Origin of the sequence: Methylobacterium nigriterrae (genome assembly GCF_037106235.1) — a bacterium.
GTDB classification, from domain to species: domain Bacteria; phylum Pseudomonadota; class Alphaproteobacteria; order Rhizobiales; family Beijerinckiaceae; genus Methylobacterium; species Methylobacterium nigriterrae.
Genome location: NZ_JBAWTG010000060.1, coordinates 12383 through 30241 on the forward strand (window position 1 = coordinate 12383; position 17859 = coordinate 30241).

The following is a 17859-nucleotide window of genomic DNA, read 5'->3' on the forward strand; positions in this document are numbered from 1 at the left end:
CGGGACGGATCCGGCGGTCGCGGTCGGTTCGTCAGGCGAGCACGGTCTCCGCCAGGAGCTTCAGGTTCAGTGCCACGATCAGGCCGGCGATTGCCCAGGACAGGAGCCTGAGCCAGGCCGGGATGACGAGCGCCCCCATCTTGCGGCGGTCCGAGACGAACTGGACGAGCGGAATGATCGCGAAGGGGAGTTGCATGGAGAGCACGACCTGGCTCAGCACCAGGAGGCGCGCCGTGCCCTGCTCGCCGTAGACGGCTGTCACGGCGACCACGGGCACGATGGCGATGCCGCGCGTCAGCAGCCGTCGCGCCCAGTCCGGCAGCCGCAGGCGCAGGAAGCCTTCCATCACGATCTGCCCCGCAAGGGTCGCGGTGACGGTGGAGTTCAGGCCGGACGCCAGGAGCGCGACGGCGAAGAGCGTCGAGGCGATGCCGACGCCGAGGAGCGGCGAGAGCAGGTCGTAGGCCTGCTCGATCTCCTGAACATCGGTGCGGCCACCGCCGTGGAACACGGTCGCGGCCATGATCAGGATCGAGGCATTGACGAACAGCGCCAGCATCAGCGCCACCGTGCTGTCGGCGACGGCGAAGCGGAGGGCCGAGCGGCGGCCCTCCTCGTCGCGCGCGTAGGCGCGCGTCTGCACGATCGAGGAGTGGAGATAGAGGTTGTGGGGCATCACGGTCGCGCCGATGATGCCGATGGCGAGGTACAGCGCCGCCGGATTGGTGACGATCTCGGGGGAGGGGAGGAACCCGCCGAGCACCGCCTGCAGGGACGGCGCCGCTAGGGCGATCTGGATTCCGAAGCAGGCGAAGATCACGGTCAGGAGCGCGATCACGAAGGCTTCGAGCGCCCGGAAGCCGCGGCTCATCAGAAGCAGGATCAGGAAGACGTCGAGCGCCGTGACGGTCGCGCCGATGAGCAGCGGGATGCCGAACAGCAGCTTGAGGGCGATCGCGGTGCCGATCACCTCCGCCAGGTCGCAGGCGATGATGGCGGCCTCGCAGACGAGCCAGAGCGTCACGCTCACGGGTTTCGAATAGTGATCGCGGCAGGCCTGGGCGAGGTCGCGGCCCGTGGCGATTCCGAGGCGCGCAGCGAGCGCCTGCAGCACGATCGCCATCAGGTTCGACAGGAGGATGACCGACAGCAGGGTGTAGCCGAACTGCGCCCCGCCCGCGATGTCGGTCGCCCAGTTGCCGGGATCCATGTAGCCGACCGAGACCATGTAGCCCGGACCGGCGAAGGCGAGCAGGCGCCGCAGCCAGCTGCCCCGCAGGGGTACGGGCACGCTCGCGTTCATGCGTCCGAGACTGGGCTGCTCGTCCGCCTCGCGGGCAAAGCGCCACGCCTGCTCGCGCTGCATGAAGTTCACGCTGGATCCTGTCGGTGGTGATGGCCCGACGCATAGCATGTGCTATAAAAAATATAAACAGCTAAGACTTCGGCTGGGACGCGCCTTGGTCCGCGCGCTGCGCACCGCATCGATTGCCGGGCCGGCGTGCCGCGACTAAGACATCGTCCGCGCCCTCGATCCCCGGGACAGGCCATGGATTTCTCGATCGACGCCCGCGTCGAAGGCTACCGGAGCCGCGTCAGGGCCTTCGTCGACCGCGAGCTGATTCCGCTGGAGAGCGAGCCCGCGGCCTACGACGCCCACGGCAATATCGGCCTCGATCATCTCGAGCAGATGCGCGCGCGCGCGCGGGCCGAGGGCCTGTGGTGCCTGCAGCTCAAGCCCGAGACCGGCGGAGCGGGCCTCGACAAGGTGGGAATGGCGGTCTGCTACGAAGAGATGAACCGCTCGATCTTCGGACCCGTCGTGTTCAACGCCGCGGCGCCCGACGACGGCAACATGATGCTCCTGGAGAAGATCGCCACACCGGCGCAGCGGGAGCGCTGGCTGGCTCCGATCGTCGCCGGTGAGGTCCGTTCCGCCTTCGCCATGACCGAGCCGCATCCGGGCGGCGGCTCGGATCCGTCGATGATCAGCACGAGCGCGCGGCGCGAGGGCGACCGCTACGTCGTGAGCGGCCGCAAGTGGTTCATCACCGGCGCGGAGGATGCCGCCCATTTCATCCTGATGGCGCGGACCTCGGACGACGCGCGCAAGGGGCTCACGGCCTTCCTGTTCCACAAGGACCAGCCGGGCTGGACGATCGTGCGGCGCATCCCGATCATGGGGCCCGAGGAGCATGGCGGCCATTGCGAGCTCGCCTTCGACGGCCTCGAGGTGCCGGCCGAGAACGTCCTCCTCAGCGAGGGCCAGGGCCTCAAGGTGACGCAGATCCGGCTCGGGCCCGCGCGCCTCACGCACTGCATGCGCTGGCTCGGCCTGTCGAAGCGCTGCGTCGAGATCGCCCGCGCCTACGCGGCGGAGCGCCGGGGATTCGGCGTTCGCCTCGCCGACCGGGAGAGCGTCCAGCTCATGCTCGGCGACCTCGCCATGCGCATCGAGGTCGGGCGGCTCCTCGTCATGAAGGCGGCCTGGGAGCTCGATCGCGGCAGCTTTGCCAGAAAGGAGGTGTCGATGGCGAAGGTCCATGTCGCGAACCTCCTGCATGCGGCGGCCGACACGGCGATCCAGATCAACGGGGCGCGAGGCTACTCGAAGGACACGGTGCTGGAGTGGATCTACCGCTACGCGCGTCAGGCCCGCCTCGTCGACGGCGCGGACGAGGTCCACAAGATGGTGCTGAATCGCTTCCTCGAGGCGGAGGAGGACGCGTTCTGGACCTGGCCCGCGCCTGGGGCGACCGCGGCGGGACCCGCTTGACCAGGGCGGCCTGACCATCGGGTCACCGGGATCGCGCCGTGCAGGACGGACTCCTGAGCGCGGGGGGCGCGCTCCGCCATCCGATCGGCGCGACGGGCGCGATCCTGGCCGAGAAGGCGCCGTACGCGTTGCGCCGGACCGCGGGGCGTCACGGCCTCGTCACCATGTGCATCGGCGCCGGACTGCATCGGCGGCGGACGGGGAATCGCCCTTGCGATCGAGCGCCTGCCGTGACCCCATGCAGGGTGGCGGACCGAGCCTCCCGGGCCAGGGCGGGGCCGGTCTTGATCGGCAACCGCCGAGGCGAGGGCCGCAGGGAGGCAGGATGGCCGGGTTGTTTGACCTGACGGATCGGCACGTCCTCGTGACGGGCGCATCGAGCGGGCTCGGGCGCCATTTCGCCCGGTGCCTCGCGGGAGCCGGGGCGCGCGTCTCGGCCGCGGCGCGGCGGGAGGCGGCGCTCGCCGAGACTGTGGCGCAGATCGAGGGCGCGGGCGGCCGGGCGGCGGCGATCGTCCTCGACGTGACCGACCCGGACGGGATCGAGCGGGCGCTCGACGAGGCCGAGGCGCGGCACGGCCCCGTCTCGGTGCTGGTGAACAACGCCGGCGTCACGGTCACCCGTTCGGCCCTCGAGCTCAGCGAGGATGAGTGGGATTGGGTCGTCGACACCAACCTGAAGGGCCTCTGGCTGGTGGCGCAGGCCAGCGCGCGCCGCATGCTGCGCGCGGGCGCGGGCGGCAGCATCGTCAACGTCGCGTCGATCCTGGGCCTGCGCGTCGCCGGCGGCGTGGCGCCCTACGCGGTCTCGAAGGCCGGCGTGATCCAGCTCACCAAGAGCCTCGCCCTCGAATGGGCCCGACACGGCATCCGGGTGAATGCGCTGGCGCCGGGATACCTGCGCACCGAGCTGAACCAGGACTTCTTCGGCACCGAGGCCGGCCAGGCCCTGATCAAGCGCGTGCCTCAGCGCCGCCTCGGCGAGGCGGCCGAGCTCGACGGCGCGCTGCTGCTCCTCGCCTCCGATGCCGGCAGCTACATGACCGGCAGCGTGATCGCGGTCGACGGCGGCCATCTGGTGTCGGGCCTATGATGCGCGGGCTTCCCCGGCGTTCCGACCGCGCAGCCCATGCCGCGCAGGAGCGTGACCATGCTGGATGACGGCGCGCGCGAGCGGCTGCGGGCCTGGATTGACGGGCGGATCGGCGGTGGCGGCTTCGTCCTCGGCGAGATGACGCCGCTCTCGGGCGGTTCGATTCAGGAAAACTGGCGTCTCGACGGCACGATCGCGGGCGAGCCCCGCCGCTTCGTTCTGCGCAAGGACGCGGCAGCCACGATCGCCTCGAGCCGCACGCGCGAGGAGGAATTCGCGGTCCTCGAAGCCGCGCACCGCTCGGGGGTGCGGGTGCCGGAGCCTATCGGGTTCTGCCGGGACGCGGACGTTGTCGGCGCGCCGTTTGCCCTGATGGCCCTCGTCGAGGGCGTCGGCCTCGGGCCCCGCATCGTCAAGGACCTCTCGCTCGGCGGCGACCGCGAGCGCCTTGCGGAGCAGCTCGGGCGCGAGCTCGCGCGCATCCACCGGATCCGCCCGCCGACGATCGGTCTCGAATTTCTGGGCGAGCCCGAGCCGCAGCCCGCGCTCGCCGAGATCCGGGCGCTGCGCTGCAAGCTCGACGCGCTCGAGGCGGCGCGTCCGGCCCTCGAATGGGGCCTGCGCTGGGCCGAGCTCCACGCGCCCGCCTGCGCCGCGCCGACGCTGACGCACCGAGACTTCCGCACCGGCAATTACATGGTGGACGGGCACGGCCTCACCGCCATCCTCGACTGGGAATTCGCCGGCTGGGGCGATCCGATGGCGGATCTCGGCTGGTTCTGCGCGGCCTGCTGGCGCTTCGGACGGCCGGACCTCGAGGCCGGCGGCATCGCCGCGCGCGCGGTGTTCTACCGGGGCTACGAACTCGAGGGCGGCGGTCCGGTCGACCACGCGGCCGTCCGGTTCTGGGAGGTGATGGCACATCTGCGCTGGGCTGCCATCGCCCTCGAACAAGCCCATCGCCACGTCTCGGGCGCGGAATTCTCGCTGGAGCTCGCGCTCACGGGCCGCATGGTTCCGGCGCTGGAATTGGCGGTGTTGCGCGAGACTGACCCCGCCCGCTGGGAGATCCGCCATGGCTGACGAACCCTCCGGCGCCGCGCTCCTCGACGCCGCCCGCGCGTCGCTCCTGCGGGAGATCGAGCCCGCCCTCTCAGGGCGCCCCCGCTACGTCGCCGCCATGGTGGCCAACGCGATCGGCATCGTCGCCCGCGAGATCGAGGCGGGCGCAGGCGCGCGCGCGGCCTGGGAGCGGGCGGCCCGGGCGGGATCCGAGGCCACGCCGGCAGGCCTCGCCGCCGCCATCCGGGCCGGCGCGCTCGACGGCGACGTGCAACTCCACGCCGCCCTGACGGAGGCGAGCGCCGCCGCGGCGGCGATCTGGAAGCCGAAGCCTGCGCCAGGCGCCTGACACGCGGCGCCGGGCAACGGACAGGCCGCCTGTCCGATCCGCCCGGCCGGCCCAATTACAAGAACGAACGCGATCACCACGAGGAAACGCCATGCGATCGAGCGGCTTCGAGGCACCGTCCGGGCTCCCGCCGGCCGCGTGGCGCGGGGGCTTCGGCAAGCCGGCGCGCAGGTCGGCCGGCCCCAACCGGGGCCGAGTCGGATGATGAGCCTCCGCCCCGGCCACCCGTTCGAGACCGGCCTCGACCGCGGCCCCGCAAACTTCGTCCCTCTCACGCCGGCAAGCTTCCTGGCGCGCGCCGCGAGCGCCCTCGGCTCGACCGTCGCGGTGATCGACGGCGAGCGCCGCTTCACCTACGCGGACCTCTACGCTCGCTGCCGCCGTCTCGCCTCGTCCCTGAAGGGGAGGGGGATCGGGCGCCTCGACACGGTGGCGATCCTCGCCTCGAACATCCCGGAGATGATCGAGGCCCACTACGCAGTGCCGATGCTCGGGGCCGTCCTCAATCCGCTCAACACGCGCCTCGACGCGGCGACCATCGCCTTCTCGCTGCGCCACGGCGAAGCCAAGGCGCTGATCGTCGACCGTGACCTCGCTGCCCTCGCCGGGCAGGCGCTCGCCGCCCTCGGCCGCCCTGTCCTCGTGGTGGATGTGCCCGGCCGGGGCGAGAGCGCCGCGCCCGCCGGCGCGATCGACTACGAGGCGCTGCTCGCCGAAGGCGACCCCGACTTCGCGTGGCCCGGCCCGGACGACGAGTGGCAATCCCTCTGCCTTCTCTACACCTCGGGCACGACCGGCGACCCGAAGGGCGCCGTCTACAGTCATCGCGGCGCCTACCTGCAGGCGCTCGGCAACGCCGTCACCTTCGGGATGCAGCAGGGCAGCGTCTACCTCTGGACGCTGCCGATGTTCCACTGCAGCGGCTGGTCGTATCCCTGGGCCGTCGTCGCGGCGGGCGGCACCCAGATCTGCCTGCGCAAGGTCGAGCCCGCCCGCATCTTCAACCTCATCGCCGAGCACGGCGTGACGCATCTGTGCGGCGCACCGATCCTGCTGTCGATGCTGGTCAACGCGCCGGCCGACGAGCGCCGGCCCTTCGCCCAGCGGGTGCGCTGCGCCACGGGCGGCGCCGCGCCGCCCTCGACGGTGCTGCGCGCGATGGAAGAGCTGGGCTTCGACGTCACCCATCTCTACGGCGCCACCGAGACCTACGGGCCCGGGACCGTCTGCGTGCCTTCGCCCGCCTGGAGCGACCTCCCGAACGAGGAGCGCTACCTGCGCATGGCCCGCCAGGGCGCGGCGCTGCCGACCGTCGCCGAGATGATGGTGACCGATCCCGCGACGCTCGCGCCCGTGCCGCGGGACGGCCGGACGATCGGCGAGATCGCGATGCGCGGCAACACCGTGATGAAGGGCTACCTGAAGAATTCCGACGCGACGGAGCGCACGCTCGGCGGCGGCTGGTACCTCTCCGGCGACCTCGCCGTCTGGCACCCGGACGGCGCCGTCGAGATCAAGGACCGCGCCAAGGATATCATCATCTCGGGCGGCGAGAACATCTCGAGCCTCGAGGTCGAGGAGGTGCTGACCCGCCATCCGGCCGTGATGCTGGCGGCCGTGGTCGCCCGGCCCGACGCGAACTGGGGCGAGACGCCCTGCGCCTTCCTAGAGCTCAAGCCCGGCGCCGCGTCCGTGACGGAGGCCGACATCGTCGCCTTCTGCCGCGCGAATCTGGCGCGCTTCAAGGTTCCGAAGACGGTGGTGTTCGGTCCCCTGCCGAAGACCGCGACCGGCAAGATCCAGAAGTTCGTGCTGCGCGAGCAGGCGGCCGGCATCGCGCCCGCGACACCGGCCCCTTGACGGTCCGAACGCCCTTCGCCATCGCGCCGTCGGTGCGGCTGCGCAGGGGGCCGATCGTGTAGGGGTGGTGCGGCGTGAGCACGACCTGCCGGGCCGTACATCGCGGACACGAGGTGTTTAGCCCGCGTTCCGTTCGGCCTGCTCGGCCGCGATCTGCATCTGCGGCCGGCCACTGCTCTGCAGCAGAGCGACCGCCTCGCGTTTGAACCCGGGGGTGAACTCCCGTCTCGTCCTCGCCATCGGACACCTTCCCCGCTCGCCCTCAGCGTATCGGGAGTGTGCGTGAAACCGAGGGAGGATCAGTTCGCGGCCGGTCCTTTTTGGACGGCGCTTCCGGCCGGGAAGCTTGTACGCAAGCCATCGGCCAATTCGCGGCCGACGCCGACAGGAGGCCGCCCGCGCCCTGCGCGGATGCGGCGTCCGGTCGATCAGCCGCCGTGCTCGCGCGCGCTCAGGGCCGCGTATTCGGGCGAGGCGCAGAGTGCCGCGACGAGCTCGGCGGCCGGGACGCTGCGCCGCCCGACCTCATGCCGCCACGCCGCGGCGCCGGTCGGATCGATCTCGCGCCCCAGGACGAGGCGGTAGGCGCGGGCCACATCCGCCTCGGTGGACGCCCCGGCATCGGCCGCCGCAAGCGCGCGCGCGTAGGCTGCGACCGCGAAGGCGGGACCGGCCGCACGAGCCTCGGCGAGAAGCGCGGCCTCCTGCGCCGCCCGCCAGGGCGAGAGGGACGGTGGCGACGCGGGCGCAGGGCCGATTCCGGAGGCACCCTGCGCGGGCCCCGGCCGCGCACCCGTCCAGAGGCCGCTGCCCGATCGTCCGAGCAGATCCTTCCACTTCTCCTGGAAGCGCGCGTCATCGTGCGCGACCCGCCCGGCATAGGCCGGATCGTCGAGCGTCGGGCAGGTTGAGCCGTTCTCGCCGTGCAACAGCGTCACGGGCACCTGCCAGCACCGGATGCCGCGGATGCGGGCTTCGAGCGCGTAATCGGCGTCCATCACGCCGGCCGAGCGATAGCCGGGGTCGGGATCTCCGACCATGTCGATGACCTCGCGGCGGATGTAGACGCCCCCGAACGTGACCCAGTCGGCGGGGCGGGGGGCGGCGAAGCGGCCGTCGTAGCGGTAGGCCACCGGCCCGGCGGTCCCCGCGCGCAGGTCGACGGACCCGCCGAACTGGCCGATCCGCGCATCCTCGAAATAGCCGCCCGCGCATTGGGCGTACCATTCCCCGGTCGGCGCCTTGAGGGGAAACAGCAGGTCGCAGCCGACGAGGCCGGCCGCGGGCAGCGCCTCGACCGCCGCGAGCAGGCGCTCGTACCAGGTGTTGCCGGCATCGTCCGGCATCGGCGCCATGCCGGTGCGGAGGATGACGACGTCGCGGTTCGGAAAGGCCTTCCATCCCTGCTCGACGGCACGCCCGGGCCCGAGCGGGGCCGTGTCCTGCCAGAGGTGGACGGGCAGGCGGCGGCCCCGATCCTCGTCGAGGCCGAAGGCGGCGACGACCCGGTCCCGATCGGCCTCGTGGACATAGGGACAGAGGATGACCGGCTCGGGACGCCGCGCCGACGCTTCCGCCCGAGCCGGCTCGGACGCCGCGAAGCGGCCCTCCGGCGTCAGGATGCGGTGCGCGAAGCGGTCGCGGTTCGACCTGACGTATTCCGGCAGGCGCTCCTCCCCGGAAATCTCCCAGGCGTAGTCGCCGCGGCCGAACAGGTCGCGCCTCGCCGCGATCAGGGCCAGTGGATCGATGCCCGAGAGGAAGTCCGGCGTGTTGTACTCCTGGTGCGAGAACTCGCGGATCTTGCGCTTGATGCCTTCCAGATCGGAGAGGTACGAGAAGTGCCAGCCGGCATCGGGCACGCGCCGCGCCGGGATCGTTCCGTTCTGGACGGCGTAGCGCAGGGCATCCGGCCCGCTCTCTCGCAGTAGCGCGTGAGGACAGACGACCGCCCGCTTCAGGTCGACCTCGGGGCCTGCACAGTGCCGGTAGTTGAGCGCGAAGTAGCTCAGGTCGAGAACGAGGCCGAAGCAGCCGCTGCCCTCTCGGCGGATCGCCTCGATCGCCGAGGCGCGGGGGATCTCGTCGACGTCCGAGGCGAGGACCAGATCGTCGTCGTGCGCATCGAGAAGCCCGCGCGTCACGCAGTTGCGCTGGAACTGCTCGCGGGCCCAGGCATCCCCCGACGCGATGTCGTCATCGACGACGACGTAGCGGATCTTGCGGGTGAAGGGACGGATCCGATCCCACTGCGCGCGCAGCCTGAGCGGCTTCGGCAACCCGCTGAAGGTGCGCGTGGCCTCGACGATCACGACCACGTCGACGACGGCAGCGAGCTCGTGCAGCCGGATCTCCAGGATGTCGATCTCGCCGTTGTAGAGCAGGCAGTCGAAGACGCGCATGGGGACCCGTAGACGGTGAGCCGGGAGATTCGGGCGAGCGTGTAGCATTCGGCTCCGCGATCTGGCGAAGGATTCCCGCAGCCGCCCACATGGCGGCGACCCGCGCATTCAGTTTCGCCGGAGCGCCGCGAGGACGGCCCGGACTCGCGAATGGCGGGCGACCCGCCGCAGCAGGGACCGCACCGGCCCCGCCCGCTCACGGCCGGCCGCATGATTTTCAGGCGCCACGTCGTGGTAAGACCACGCGATGTTCCGGCGGACCACCCGGGCGGGCGCACCGACGGCGACGCAGTTCGGCGGGATCGCGCGTGTGACCACCGACCGCGCTCCGATCACGCAGCCGGGTCCGATTCGCGCGCCTGGGCTGATCAGGGCGTCGAGGCCGAGCCAGACATGCTCGCCGATCTCGACGACGCTGCCGTAGCGGTTGATCCGCTCCTTCGTGGCCCGGTCGAAGATGGCGTGCATGTCGTCGGTCTGGACGGTGATGTGGCTGGCCCAGAGATTGTCCCGCCCGATCGCGATGAGGCCGCCGTTGCGCGCGTTCAGGTGCGATCCGTTGATGGAGGCGAGGTCGCCCGCGAGGACGATCGTCGAGCGGTCTCCGCTATAGAGATAGCCGTTGAGGAGGCTGCAGCCGCTGCCGACGAGCACGGCCGGGGCCTCGCCCGCCAGCATGATCTCGGCGGGAGGCGTTCCTCCCGCGCCGACGAGCACGACGGCGCCGCGCGGCGGCTCCTCGCCCGGATGCGACCGCAGGACGATTTCGATCCCGGGCGGCGCGAACAGGCGGTTCCCGGCGGCCGACCACCAGTCCGGAAGGCCGTCGGTCCGCAGCGCGAGGCCCTCCGGCACGGACAGGTCCCCGGCGGCGTGCGGGAGGCGCTGTCGCAGGCGCTGGCGGATCAGCGCGACGGCTCGGCTCAGCTCGTCCTCGGCGGGCGTCATTCCTGAAACCGACATGACCCGCCCGGCATCAGCTGATCGGGGTGCCGGGCTCGGCTTTCATCCCCTCGGTCGTATTGAACAGCGCGGCCCCGCAGGCTGCCGCGTCGACCGGCGTCAGGCGAAGCACGAGTTCGGCCCCGCCCAGAAGGCCGAGGACGAGGGCCGGCATGCCGCTCGCGTCGAAGGTGCCGGATTTCCAGGCGGTCACGGGCAGCTCGGATTGCACGATGACGTCCCCCTGCGCCGGCGGCGGCGCCGCCTGGCTGTAGAGCGCGCTCGCGGAGAGGAGGGCCGTGCCGAGCTGAGCGGCGAGAGCCGGAGCCACGTCCATCAGAACGACCTGGCCGCCCGTGTCGAGCCGCAGGCTCGGCAGGCCGTTCGGCCCCGCCACGACGGTCAGGCTCGGCCTCGTTTCCTTGTCGGCATCGCTCATGCGCGTCCTCCCTCCGGCGGGCGGCTTCTGCCACGGGCCGGGCGGCGATGCCAATCACCACGCGGCCGCGGGCGGCGGCCGGACGATCCCGGCGATGAAGGCCGCCCTGGTCGGGACCGTCCCGCCCGCCTCGGCGTCTCCGGCGATCTCCTCGTCCCGACGGCGAGGGCGCAGAGGGAAGGGTCCCGCCCGATGCATTGGCGCGATGCCTCCGGCCGGGTAGGGGAATGCGGTCCGACCTGCAGCGGTGCCGCCATGCTCTCGACCCTTCCGGTCGTGCTGCCGATCTTCGCACTCGTCCTCGCGGGCTGGCTCGCGCGGCGGATCGGCGTGCTCGGCCCCGACGCGACGCGCGAGATCAACCGCTTCGTCGTCTACCTCGCGCTGCCCGCGCTCCTCTTCGACGTGCTCGCCCACACCCACTGGGCCGAGATCTGGCAGCCGGGCTTCATCGCCGTGTTCGGCCTCAGCAGCCTCGCGGTCTTTGCGCTCACCGTCGGGATCAGGCTGCGCCGCGGCTTGCACCTCGCGGACGCCGCCATCGACGGCCTCAACGCGGGCTACGCCAATACGGGGTTCATGGGCTTCCCGCTCGCCCTCGTGGCGCTCGGACCCGCCGCTCTGGCGCCGACCACGATCGCTGTGATCCTCACGGTCTGCGTCACCTTCGCGGCCGCCATCGTGCTGATCGAGATCGGGCTGCAGCGGCAGGCCCGCCGGGCCGACCTCGTTGCCAAGGTAGCCCGCTCGCTCGCCCGCAACCCGCTCCTCGTCGCGCCCTGCCTCGGTGCGCTCGTGCCGCTCGCGGGCCTCGAGGTCCCGGCCTCCGCCGAGACCATCCTGAAGCTCCTCGGCGGGGCGGCCTCGCCCTGCGCCCTCGTCGCGCTCGGCCTGTTTCTCGCCGAGGAGCGAGAGGCGGACGCCGCCCAGGCTGACACGACGGGGCTGCTCGTCGGGCTGAAGCTCGTAGGGCACCCGCTTCTCGCCTGGCTGCTCGCGCGCTTCGTGTTCGATCTTGCCCCGACCCTCCTGCACACGGCGGTGCTGATGGCGGCGCTGCCGACGGGCACCGGGCCCTTCATGCTGGCCGAGTTCTATCGGCGGGAGGCAGGCGTCACCGCCCGCGTCGTCCTCGTCTCGACCGTGATCTCGGTCGTCACCGTGTCGGGCTATCTCGCCCTGAAGCGCTGATCGGGCTGTGGGCACGGATCCCGCCCCGCTTGAGCCTACCCCCCGGCACGGGACATGAAGGGGCGGGTGCGGCTGCAGGCGGGATTCATGGCATGGAGAGGAAGGCCCTCAGACGCGCGCTTCGCCTTCTCCTCGTCTCGGCGTCGCTCGCGGCTCCGCTCGCCCCGGCTGCGCGCGCCGGCGAGCGCGTCCCCGTCACGATCTACACGGCGATCGAGAACGAGCAGATCGCCTGGATCGACGCAGCGCTCCGGCGGGCCGTGCCGGAGGCCGAGCCTGTCTGGGTGAGGGGCTCGACCGGAGTGATAACGGACCGCCTGCTCGCCGAGCGCGACCGCCCGCAGGCCGACCTCGCCTTCGGCATCGCCGCCTCGAGCCTGACGCTCCTGAAGCGGGCGGGGCTCCTTGACGCCTACCGGCCCGCGGGTGCCGACGCGCTCCGCTCCTTCTTCCAGGATCCTTCCGCGCCCTACTCTTGGACGGGCATGGACGCCTATCTCGGGGCGATCTGCTTCAATGGCGGGCTCGCCGCGGCCCGCGGCCTACTGACGCCCCAGCTCTGGCGGGAGCTGCTGGCGCCCGGCCTCAACGGACAGATCGCGATGCCGGACCCGAACCGGTCGGGGACGGGCTTCCTGCTGGTGGCGGGCTGGCTGCAGAGCATGGGCGAGGCGCCGGCCTGGGCCTTCATGGATGCGCTCGACCGGAACGTCTCGGCCTACCTGCTGTCGGGGTCGGCCCCCTGCCGCGCTGCGGCCCGGGGCGAGGCCGTCGCGGGGCTGTCGTTCGACATGCGGGCGGCCGCCGAGAAGGCTGCCGGCGCACCGATCGAGATCATCGTCCCGGTCGACGGGGTCGGCTGGGAGCAGGAGGCCGTGGCGATCCTGGCGTCCGCGCGCCAGCCCGAGATCGCCCGGCGCATCGTCGACTGGGCCGCCTCGCGAGAGGCCAACGAGATCTACGCGCGCAGCTTCGCGGTCGTGGCCTACCCGGACGTTTCGACCCCGAACGCCCTCTATCCGGCCCATGCCGAGGCGCGGATGATCCGCAACGACATCGCCTGGGAAGCCGCCAACCGCGCCCGAATCCTGGCCGAGTGGACGCGCCGCTACGGCGCCAAGGTCAGGCCGGAGTGATGCCGGGCAGGCCCGCTCACCCGGCTCCGGTCCAGCACAAGCCCTTCGGCGCGCGGCCTCGAAGGCTCGCAGGCTCGAACAAGCCGTGCGCCTTCGCCGCGCCGTGGCTCAGCAGGCGCTCGATGAGCTCGGGCGACCGGTCGAGCTTCGACGGGTAGTCGAGGTCGAGGTCGAGCGCCACCACCCGGACAGCGATGCGGCGATAGCCTTCCGCCTCCGCGATCGCGGGGTGGCGCTCGATCAGGTCGTTGATCGTCTCGATGAAGTCGAGTTCCCGGTCGAGCGAGAGGTTGCCGGCGAGCTCGTTCCGCCGGTCGATGATCTCCGGCATCGTGGTCGGCTCGCTGGCGCGGCCCTGCGGGTTGATCTGGATCACCCAGATCTCGTCCGGCTTCTCCGGCAGATCGGTCAGTGCGCGGATCGGCGGGTTGCGGCTGAACAGGCCGTCCCACAGCCACGTGCCGCGGGTGCGCACCGCCCGGAACAGCGGCGGCACGGCGGCGGAGGCGACGAGATCGTCGTAGGTCAGGGTCTCGCCGCACAGGATGCGGCCCTCGCCCGCCCGGATGTCGGTGGCGCCGACGAGGAGCTTCGGCAGCGCGGGCCGCGCGCCCGCCGGCGGCAGCGCCTCCAGCCGGACATGCCGCGCCAGGAGCAGACGCAGCCGCGCGGCCGCGCCGACATCGATCAGGTAGGGGCTCACCTCCGCGGTGACCGGGAGGCCGGCGAGCAGCGTGCCCCAGGCGTTGATCGCGCCATCGACCGGATCGTCGGCCTCCAGCTCCCGCCAGAAGGCGAGCAGGCGGCTCGCGGCCTCCGCCGGGCCGCCATCCCGCGCGATCAGTCCCGACCACGCGAGCGCCGCGCAGACGGCGCCGCCGGACGTGCCGCTGAGCGCGATCAGCGCGAAGCGGTCGAAGATCTCGGGTCGCAGGAGATGGGAGAGGATACCGGCCGCGAAGGCGGCGTGGCTGCCGCCGCCCTGGCAGGCGATGGCGACGCGCGGCGTGTCGGCTCCCGGCATCGAATTTCCGTCGGACGCGGCTCCCGGGCCAAGTTGCGCGATCCGCCGGTGAAAGGCCAGGGCGGAGCGCGGCCCGTCGTCGATCAGCCGAGGCGGAGGGCGCGGGCTTCGCCGGATTCGAGCTGTCGTTGCGCGAGCAAGCTGTCGAGCTGGCGAAGGATCGAGGCCTTGGCCCGCAGGACGTTCGACCGCTTCATGGCGGCCTCCTAGCGGCGCGCGGCGCGGCGCCGGCACGGGACCGGCACGGGCTGAGGTGCCGGGACGCCGCCGATCGCGAGCGCGGCCTCAGCGAGGATGCGGGAGATGAGGTCTGCGAGGGTCATGGGCATCGTCTCCGGTGTCGGACGGAGCTTCGCGCGTCCGGAACGCGGCGACCGTGACGCGCGTCACGCATCGGGGCCGGCGCCGGGGCGCGCCGCACGGGCCGCGGGACAAAGCGGACCGGCATCTCCGGCAGCGCGTCGAGGACGATGACGCGGCACAGAACCTCTCCCGCAGGGGCGAGGGGATCCGCTGTCCTCGTGCGAACCGTCAAGCCCGTCCGGAGACGTGCGTGCGATGCCCGAGCCTTCCGAACGCGCAGCGTTGCGCTCGCGCGACCGCGCACGCCCTCCGCGACCGGCAGACCCGTCGCCCGGCCGTCAGCTCACTCGGCGGGCTCGGCCTTCGTCAAGCCGAACCACGCGTTCAACTTGGCCGAGAGCGTGCCGCCCTTCCGCTGGGCCGCAGCCTCGGGCTGAGTCCGCGCGACGTCCATCCGGTCCCGCATCGCGTCGAACGCGATCGAATCGGCCTGCCGTCCGATGGCGAGCGCCCCTTCGAGCGCCCTGAGGCCGCGCTCGAATCTGGCCCGCCGCGGATACAGGTCGCTGAAGCCGATCTGCACGTCGATATAGGCCGCACGCCGGCGCTCGACCTCCGGCGTGTCCGCGCAGGCGAGCCGCGTCACGAACGGCATCAGCCGCTGCCGTTCGGCATCGTCCGCCTCGTCGTTCAGAAGCATCGCGAGGCTGCAGATCGGGCGGGAGAAGCAGGGCGGCATGTCGAGGATCGACCGCACCGGCCGATAGGGAAAGCCCGCCGCCACCAGCGCGGCCTCGTTGATGCAGGTCCCGCCGTCCTTGCCCGGGAACGGATGCGAACCGGCCTTGAGCTTCCAGTTGAGGATATGGTCGAAGCCTTCCATGGCAGCAGACCCCTGAGCCCATCAAGCCCCAAGGGTCCTCCCGCACGCCTCCGCCGTCAATCACGCTTTCGGACTACCGTACGTTTCGTGCGCCGGCGCGAGGATGCGAGATGCGGCGCTCAATCCGCCCGCGAATCCCGGGTCGGCCGGTTGCCGAGTTCGACCCGCCCGGCGCGGTTGCCTCCGCCCAGGGCGTGTAGGCCAGCCCCCGTCGGTCCGGCGCGCGGGGCGCCCATTCGGGGCAGCCCGCGCCGCTTCATGGAACGGGAGCCAGCTCTGCCGGGTTGATAGCCAGATTGTAAGTGTTCTAGTTTAAAACAACCGCGGAACACGCTGCCGAGCGCCAGAGGAGCATGACATGGCCAACACCGCGAATGCACAGTGCCAGAGCTGCCGGTACTACGACGACCACAAGCTGAACGGCGCGCAGGCACAGGGCGAGGAGGGCCTGTGTCGGTTCAATCCGCCGGTGACGCAGCCCGAGCCGCAGGGGCACGGCCTCTGGCCCGTGGTGTCGGCCTCCGACTGGTGCGGCCATTACTCGCCCGAGATGATGGCGGGAGAATAAGGCCGTACGGCATTTCGATCCGAGACGGCCGGAGCCTGCGCCGGCCCGACCGTCCCGATCCGCGTCGCGCGCCCGAGCCACCGCCGGGTCGCGGCGCTTCCGGCGCGAGCGTGCTTCGAGCTCTCGCCCATATCCGGTCTGCGGGGCCGGGCGTGAACGCGACTTGGCAGGAGACGCGTCCGATGCCGAGAAAGGCACGACAGCCCCGCGTCATCAGGCGCTACGGACGCTGCCGCCTCTACGATCCGGCCTCGGGGGCCTACGTATCCCTGTCCGAGCTGATGCGCTGGCGCGCCGACGGCGAGAAGATCGTCGTCCGCGAGGCGGATACCGGCCAGGATGTCACCGACGAGATCTGGGCGTCGGGAACCATGCATTGACCTGCCGGCTCAGTTGGGTCGCGGAGCCCGCAAGAGCATGAGGAAGGCCGCGAGGTCTCCCGAAATCTGCCAGTCTCGCATCGATGCGGCGAAGCTAAAACTCAAGTTTATGATAAGTTTATCGCCGGAACATTGTCGCAGCAGCCATGTTCTTGACCTTGCCGACTACATGCGAGGTGCACATGCTGATTGCGCTGACGATTTGTACCATGCTCGGACACCAGAACTGCGTCGACGAGCGTATCCCCCTCAGCGAAGTGAGATCTCCGATAACATGCGTTCTGACGGCGCAGGCCGTGATCGCCCAGTGGATGACCGAGCATTATCCGGATCGCCGCGTCTCCCAGTGGAAATGTACAACCCCTGACCGACTGGCACGGACAGCTTAGCGAGACCTAGCCTCGGCACGCTCGCTGTACTGCACTGAACATCTGTCACGCCAAAGCCACACAGCCGGACAATCGCCGCCGGCCCTCGATGCGCGCCACAATTGCTCCGCGAACCAGGAGGCACCTTCGCCTCCCCGGTCGGGAGTAATGCGAGGCGTCCCCATGGCTCAACGTGCCGTCATCACCAGTCCGCAGCGCGCAGGCGCGCCGGATCGCGGCTGCACCGGCAACGAACCCGCCGTCGAGCGGACACTTCAGAGTGTCGCGCCGATGCTGGAGCGTGTCTTCCGGCTGGTTCAGGAAGAGCCCTTTCCCGAGGAGATCGCGGGCTTCATCGAGCGGCTTCATGCCGGCCCGCTCGGCGAGCGCGGCGCCCGCGCGCGGCAGGTCGCCTGATGTCGGTGCACGAGCAGGCTCAGGGCGCGAACGTCGTCCGCATGGCGGTGCGGCCGGCCGAGGTCGAGCCCGACGAGTCCATCGCCTCGATGATCGATGTCCTTCAGGAGCAGCTCAGGCTCGCCCGCGAGGGGAAGCTCCGCTCCGTCGCGGTGGTGTCCGTGTCCGCGGACGGCGAGGCCATCGGCACGCAATGGTCCTGCACGAAAGGCGATATCGCCAGCCTGATCGGCAAGCTGACGGTGCTTGCGCACGACATGATGTCGGCCCGCAGCTAGCGCATCCACCGTCTGGCACCGCGGTCAGACGGCGCGCGAGAGGGCACTCGATCCTCGCCCGACGTGAAAGGCAAGCCGCGCTCAAGCCAAACATAAAGCAATTCTCTGATCTGATTGAATATTCGAGCAACTCTTCACCAACAGGAACGTTGTCTTTGAAGATCATCTAACAGAGGAGGGCTTGGAAAGCGGGCCTCTCCAGGAGCGTTCGCCTTGATGTACGCGCTGCACGACGCGTGTAAGCTGATGCTAAATCCGGCAAGATTCGCCACGGATTTCATAAAGCTTACCTTCGAGAATCCGTTCAGTCCGTTGGCGTATGGTCCGAGCAGCCGGGCGGTGGCGGCGTCCTGCGAGCTGTTCGAGCGGGCCACCCGCACCTACGCCA

The 17859-nt window shown here is 71.0% G+C and carries 18 protein-coding genes and 1 pseudogene; 12 read left to right on the forward strand and 7 right to left on the reverse strand.

Annotation, left to right across the window (positions count from 1 at the left end):
- Window positions 1–31: 31 nt before the first annotated feature.
- Window positions 32–1366, reverse strand: coding sequence for an Nramp family divalent metal transporter (locus WDW90_RS23665; protein ID WP_336489933.1), 1335 nt, complete (start codon window positions 1364–1366; stop codon window positions 32–34).
- A 183-nt stretch (window positions 1367–1549) separates the two neighbouring features.
- Between WDW90_RS23665 and WDW90_RS23670 the strand changes: the two genes are divergently transcribed.
- The 6 genes from WDW90_RS23670 (at window position 1550) to WDW90_RS23695 (ending at window position 7140) form a co-directional block, all read left to right on the forward strand.
- Window positions 1550–2776 carry an acyl-CoA dehydrogenase family protein gene (locus tag WDW90_RS23670; RefSeq protein WP_336489917.1) on the forward strand — a complete coding sequence of 409 codons (1227 nt, stop codon included), beginning with the start codon at window positions 1550–1552 and terminating at the stop codon, window positions 2774–2776.
- 38 nt (window positions 2777–2814) lie between these two features.
- Entirely contained in the window at window positions 2815–3123 is a 309-nt protein-coding gene (locus WDW90_RS40800; protein ID WP_431311110.1) for a hypothetical protein, read from the forward strand.
- Window positions 3102–3869: an SDR family NAD(P)-dependent oxidoreductase gene (locus WDW90_RS23680; protein WP_336489918.1), complete on the forward strand. Its 768-nt coding sequence runs from the start codon at window positions 3102–3104 to the stop codon at window positions 3867–3869. Before WDW90_RS40800 ends, WDW90_RS23680 begins: the two co-directional genes overlap by 22 nt.
- A gap of 57 nt (window positions 3870–3926) precedes the next feature.
- Window positions 3927–4952, forward strand: a complete 1026-nt coding sequence (locus WDW90_RS23685; protein ID WP_336489919.1) for a phosphotransferase family protein — start codon at window positions 3927–3929, stop codon at window positions 4950–4952.
- Window positions 4945–5280 (forward strand): DUF6285 domain-containing protein, encoded by a 336-nt coding sequence (locus WDW90_RS23690; RefSeq protein WP_336489920.1) that lies wholly within the window; start codon window positions 4945–4947, stop codon window positions 5278–5280. The genes WDW90_RS23685 and WDW90_RS23690 overlap by 8 nt, the downstream gene beginning before the upstream one ends.
- A gap of 201 nt (window positions 5281–5481) precedes the next feature.
- A complete protein-coding gene (locus WDW90_RS23695) occupies window positions 5482–7140 on the forward strand; it encodes an AMP-binding protein (protein WP_336489921.1) in 1659 nt (552 codons plus the stop codon).
- A 141-nt stretch (window positions 7141–7281) separates the two neighbouring features.
- On the opposite strand, the pseudogene WDW90_RS23700 reads toward WDW90_RS23695, so the two are convergent.
- From WDW90_RS23700 to WDW90_RS23715, 4 genes and pseudogenes are all read right to left on the reverse strand, one after another.
- A pseudogene (locus WDW90_RS23700) lies at window positions 7282–7380 on the reverse strand (transposase); the annotation flags it as partial.
- A gap of 188 nt (window positions 7381–7568) precedes the next feature.
- Entirely contained in the window at window positions 7569–9542 is a 1974-nt protein-coding gene (locus WDW90_RS23705) for a glycosyltransferase family 17 protein (protein WP_336489922.1), read from the reverse strand.
- Window positions 9543–9650: 108 nt separating this feature from the next.
- Window positions 9651–10505: an acyltransferase gene (locus tag WDW90_RS23710; RefSeq protein WP_336489924.1), complete on the reverse strand. Its 855-nt coding sequence runs from the start codon at window positions 10503–10505 to the stop codon at window positions 9651–9653.
- A gap of 13 nt (window positions 10506–10518) precedes the next feature.
- A complete protein-coding gene (locus WDW90_RS23715; protein WP_336489925.1) occupies window positions 10519–10923 on the reverse strand; it encodes a hypothetical protein in 405 nt (134 codons plus the stop codon).
- A 255-nt stretch (window positions 10924–11178) separates the two neighbouring features.
- Here WDW90_RS23715 and WDW90_RS23720 point away from each other — a divergent pair, with 255 nt between their 5' ends.
- Both WDW90_RS23720 and WDW90_RS23725 read left to right on the forward strand, forming a co-directional pair.
- A complete protein-coding gene (locus WDW90_RS23720; RefSeq protein ID WP_336489926.1) occupies window positions 11179–12114 on the forward strand; it encodes an AEC family transporter in 936 nt (311 codons plus the stop codon).
- A 92-nt stretch (window positions 12115–12206) separates the two neighbouring features.
- Window positions 12207–13250, forward strand: coding sequence for an extracellular solute-binding protein (locus WDW90_RS23725; RefSeq protein ID WP_336489927.1), 1044 nt, complete (start codon window positions 12207–12209; stop codon window positions 13248–13250).
- A gap of 16 nt (window positions 13251–13266) precedes the next feature.
- Here WDW90_RS23725 and WDW90_RS23730 read toward each other — a convergent pair whose 3' ends face one another.
- Together WDW90_RS23730 and WDW90_RS23735 are read right to left on the reverse strand one after the other, a co-directional pair.
- Window positions 13267–14274: a patatin-like phospholipase family protein gene (locus WDW90_RS23730; protein ID WP_336489928.1), complete on the reverse strand. Its 1008-nt coding sequence runs from the start codon at window positions 14272–14274 to the stop codon at window positions 13267–13269.
- A 646-nt stretch (window positions 14275–14920) separates the two neighbouring features.
- On the reverse strand, window positions 14921–15460 hold the full coding sequence (locus WDW90_RS23735) for a hypothetical protein (protein WP_336489929.1): 540 nt from the start codon (window positions 15458–15460) through the stop codon (window positions 14921–14923).
- Between the two features lie 358 nt (window positions 15461–15818).
- Between WDW90_RS23735 and WDW90_RS23740 the strand changes: the two genes are divergently transcribed.
- The 4 genes from WDW90_RS23740 (at window position 15819) to WDW90_RS23755 (ending at window position 17471) form a co-directional block, all read left to right on the forward strand.
- Window positions 15819–16028: a hypothetical protein gene (locus tag WDW90_RS23740; protein WP_336489930.1), complete on the forward strand. Its 210-nt coding sequence runs from the start codon at window positions 15819–15821 to the stop codon at window positions 16026–16028.
- A 182-nt stretch (window positions 16029–16210) separates the two neighbouring features.
- Window positions 16211–16408, forward strand: coding sequence for a polyhydroxyalkanoate synthesis regulator DNA-binding domain-containing protein (locus WDW90_RS23745; protein WP_336489931.1), 198 nt, complete (start codon window positions 16211–16213; stop codon window positions 16406–16408).
- A 551-nt stretch (window positions 16409–16959) separates the two neighbouring features.
- Window positions 16960–17193: a hypothetical protein gene (locus tag WDW90_RS23750; RefSeq protein WP_336489932.1), complete on the forward strand. Its 234-nt coding sequence runs from the start codon at window positions 16960–16962 to the stop codon at window positions 17191–17193.
- A gap of 41 nt (window positions 17194–17234) precedes the next feature.
- A complete protein-coding gene (locus tag WDW90_RS23755) occupies window positions 17235–17471 on the forward strand; it encodes a hypothetical protein (RefSeq protein ID WP_336489934.1) in 237 nt (78 codons plus the stop codon).
- Window positions 17472–17859: the final 388 nt, after the last annotated feature.

Coding starts and splice junctions, on each gene's coding strand:
- WDW90_RS23730 (WP_336489928.1), bottom strand. CDS start 14,274: ATGCCGGGAGCCGACACGCCGCGCGTCGCCATCGCCTGCCAGGGCGGC.
- WDW90_RS23720 (WP_336489926.1), top strand. CDS start 11,179: ATGCTCTCGACCCTTCCGGTCGTGCTGCCGATCTTCGCACTCGTCCTC.
- WDW90_RS23740 (WP_336489930.1), top strand. CDS start 15,819: ATGGCCAACACCGCGAATGCACAGTGCCAGAGCTGCCGGTACTACGAC.
- WDW90_RS23680 (WP_336489918.1), top strand. CDS start 3,102: ATGGCCGGGTTGTTTGACCTGACGGATCGGCACGTCCTCGTGACGGGC.
- WDW90_RS23745 (WP_336489931.1), top strand. CDS start 16,211: ATGCCGAGAAAGGCACGACAGCCCCGCGTCATCAGGCGCTACGGACGC.
- WDW90_RS23685 (WP_336489919.1), top strand. CDS start 3,927: ATGCTGGATGACGGCGCGCGCGAGCGGCTGCGGGCCTGGATTGACGGG.
- WDW90_RS23750 (WP_336489932.1), top strand. CDS start 16,960: ATGGCTCAACGTGCCGTCATCACCAGTCCGCAGCGCGCAGGCGCGCCG.
- WDW90_RS23665 (WP_336489933.1), bottom strand. CDS start 1,366: ATGCAGCGCGAGCAGGCGTGGCGCTTTGCCCGCGAGGCGGACGAGCAG.
- WDW90_RS23690 (WP_336489920.1), top strand. CDS start 4,945: ATGGCTGACGAACCCTCCGGCGCCGCGCTCCTCGACGCCGCCCGCGCG.
- WDW90_RS23695 (WP_336489921.1), top strand. CDS start 5,482: ATGATGAGCCTCCGCCCCGGCCACCCGTTCGAGACCGGCCTCGACCGC.
- WDW90_RS23725 (WP_336489927.1), top strand. CDS start 12,207: ATGGAGAGGAAGGCCCTCAGACGCGCGCTTCGCCTTCTCCTCGTCTCG.
- WDW90_RS23710 (WP_336489924.1), bottom strand. CDS start 10,505: ATGTCGGTTTCAGGAATGACGCCCGCCGAGGACGAGCTGAGCCGAGCC.
- WDW90_RS23715 (WP_336489925.1), bottom strand. CDS start 10,923: ATGAGCGATGCCGACAAGGAAACGAGGCCGAGCCTGACCGTCGTGGCG.
- WDW90_RS23705 (WP_336489922.1), bottom strand. CDS start 9,542: ATGCGCGTCTTCGACTGCCTGCTCTACAACGGCGAGATCGACATCCTG.
- WDW90_RS23755 (WP_336489934.1), top strand. CDS start 17,235: ATGGCGGTGCGGCCGGCCGAGGTCGAGCCCGACGAGTCCATCGCCTCG.
- WDW90_RS23735 (WP_336489929.1), bottom strand. CDS start 15,460: ATGGAAGGCTTCGACCATATCCTCAACTGGAAGCTCAAGGCCGGTTCG.
- WDW90_RS23670 (WP_336489917.1), top strand. CDS start 1,550: ATGGATTTCTCGATCGACGCCCGCGTCGAAGGCTACCGGAGCCGCGTC.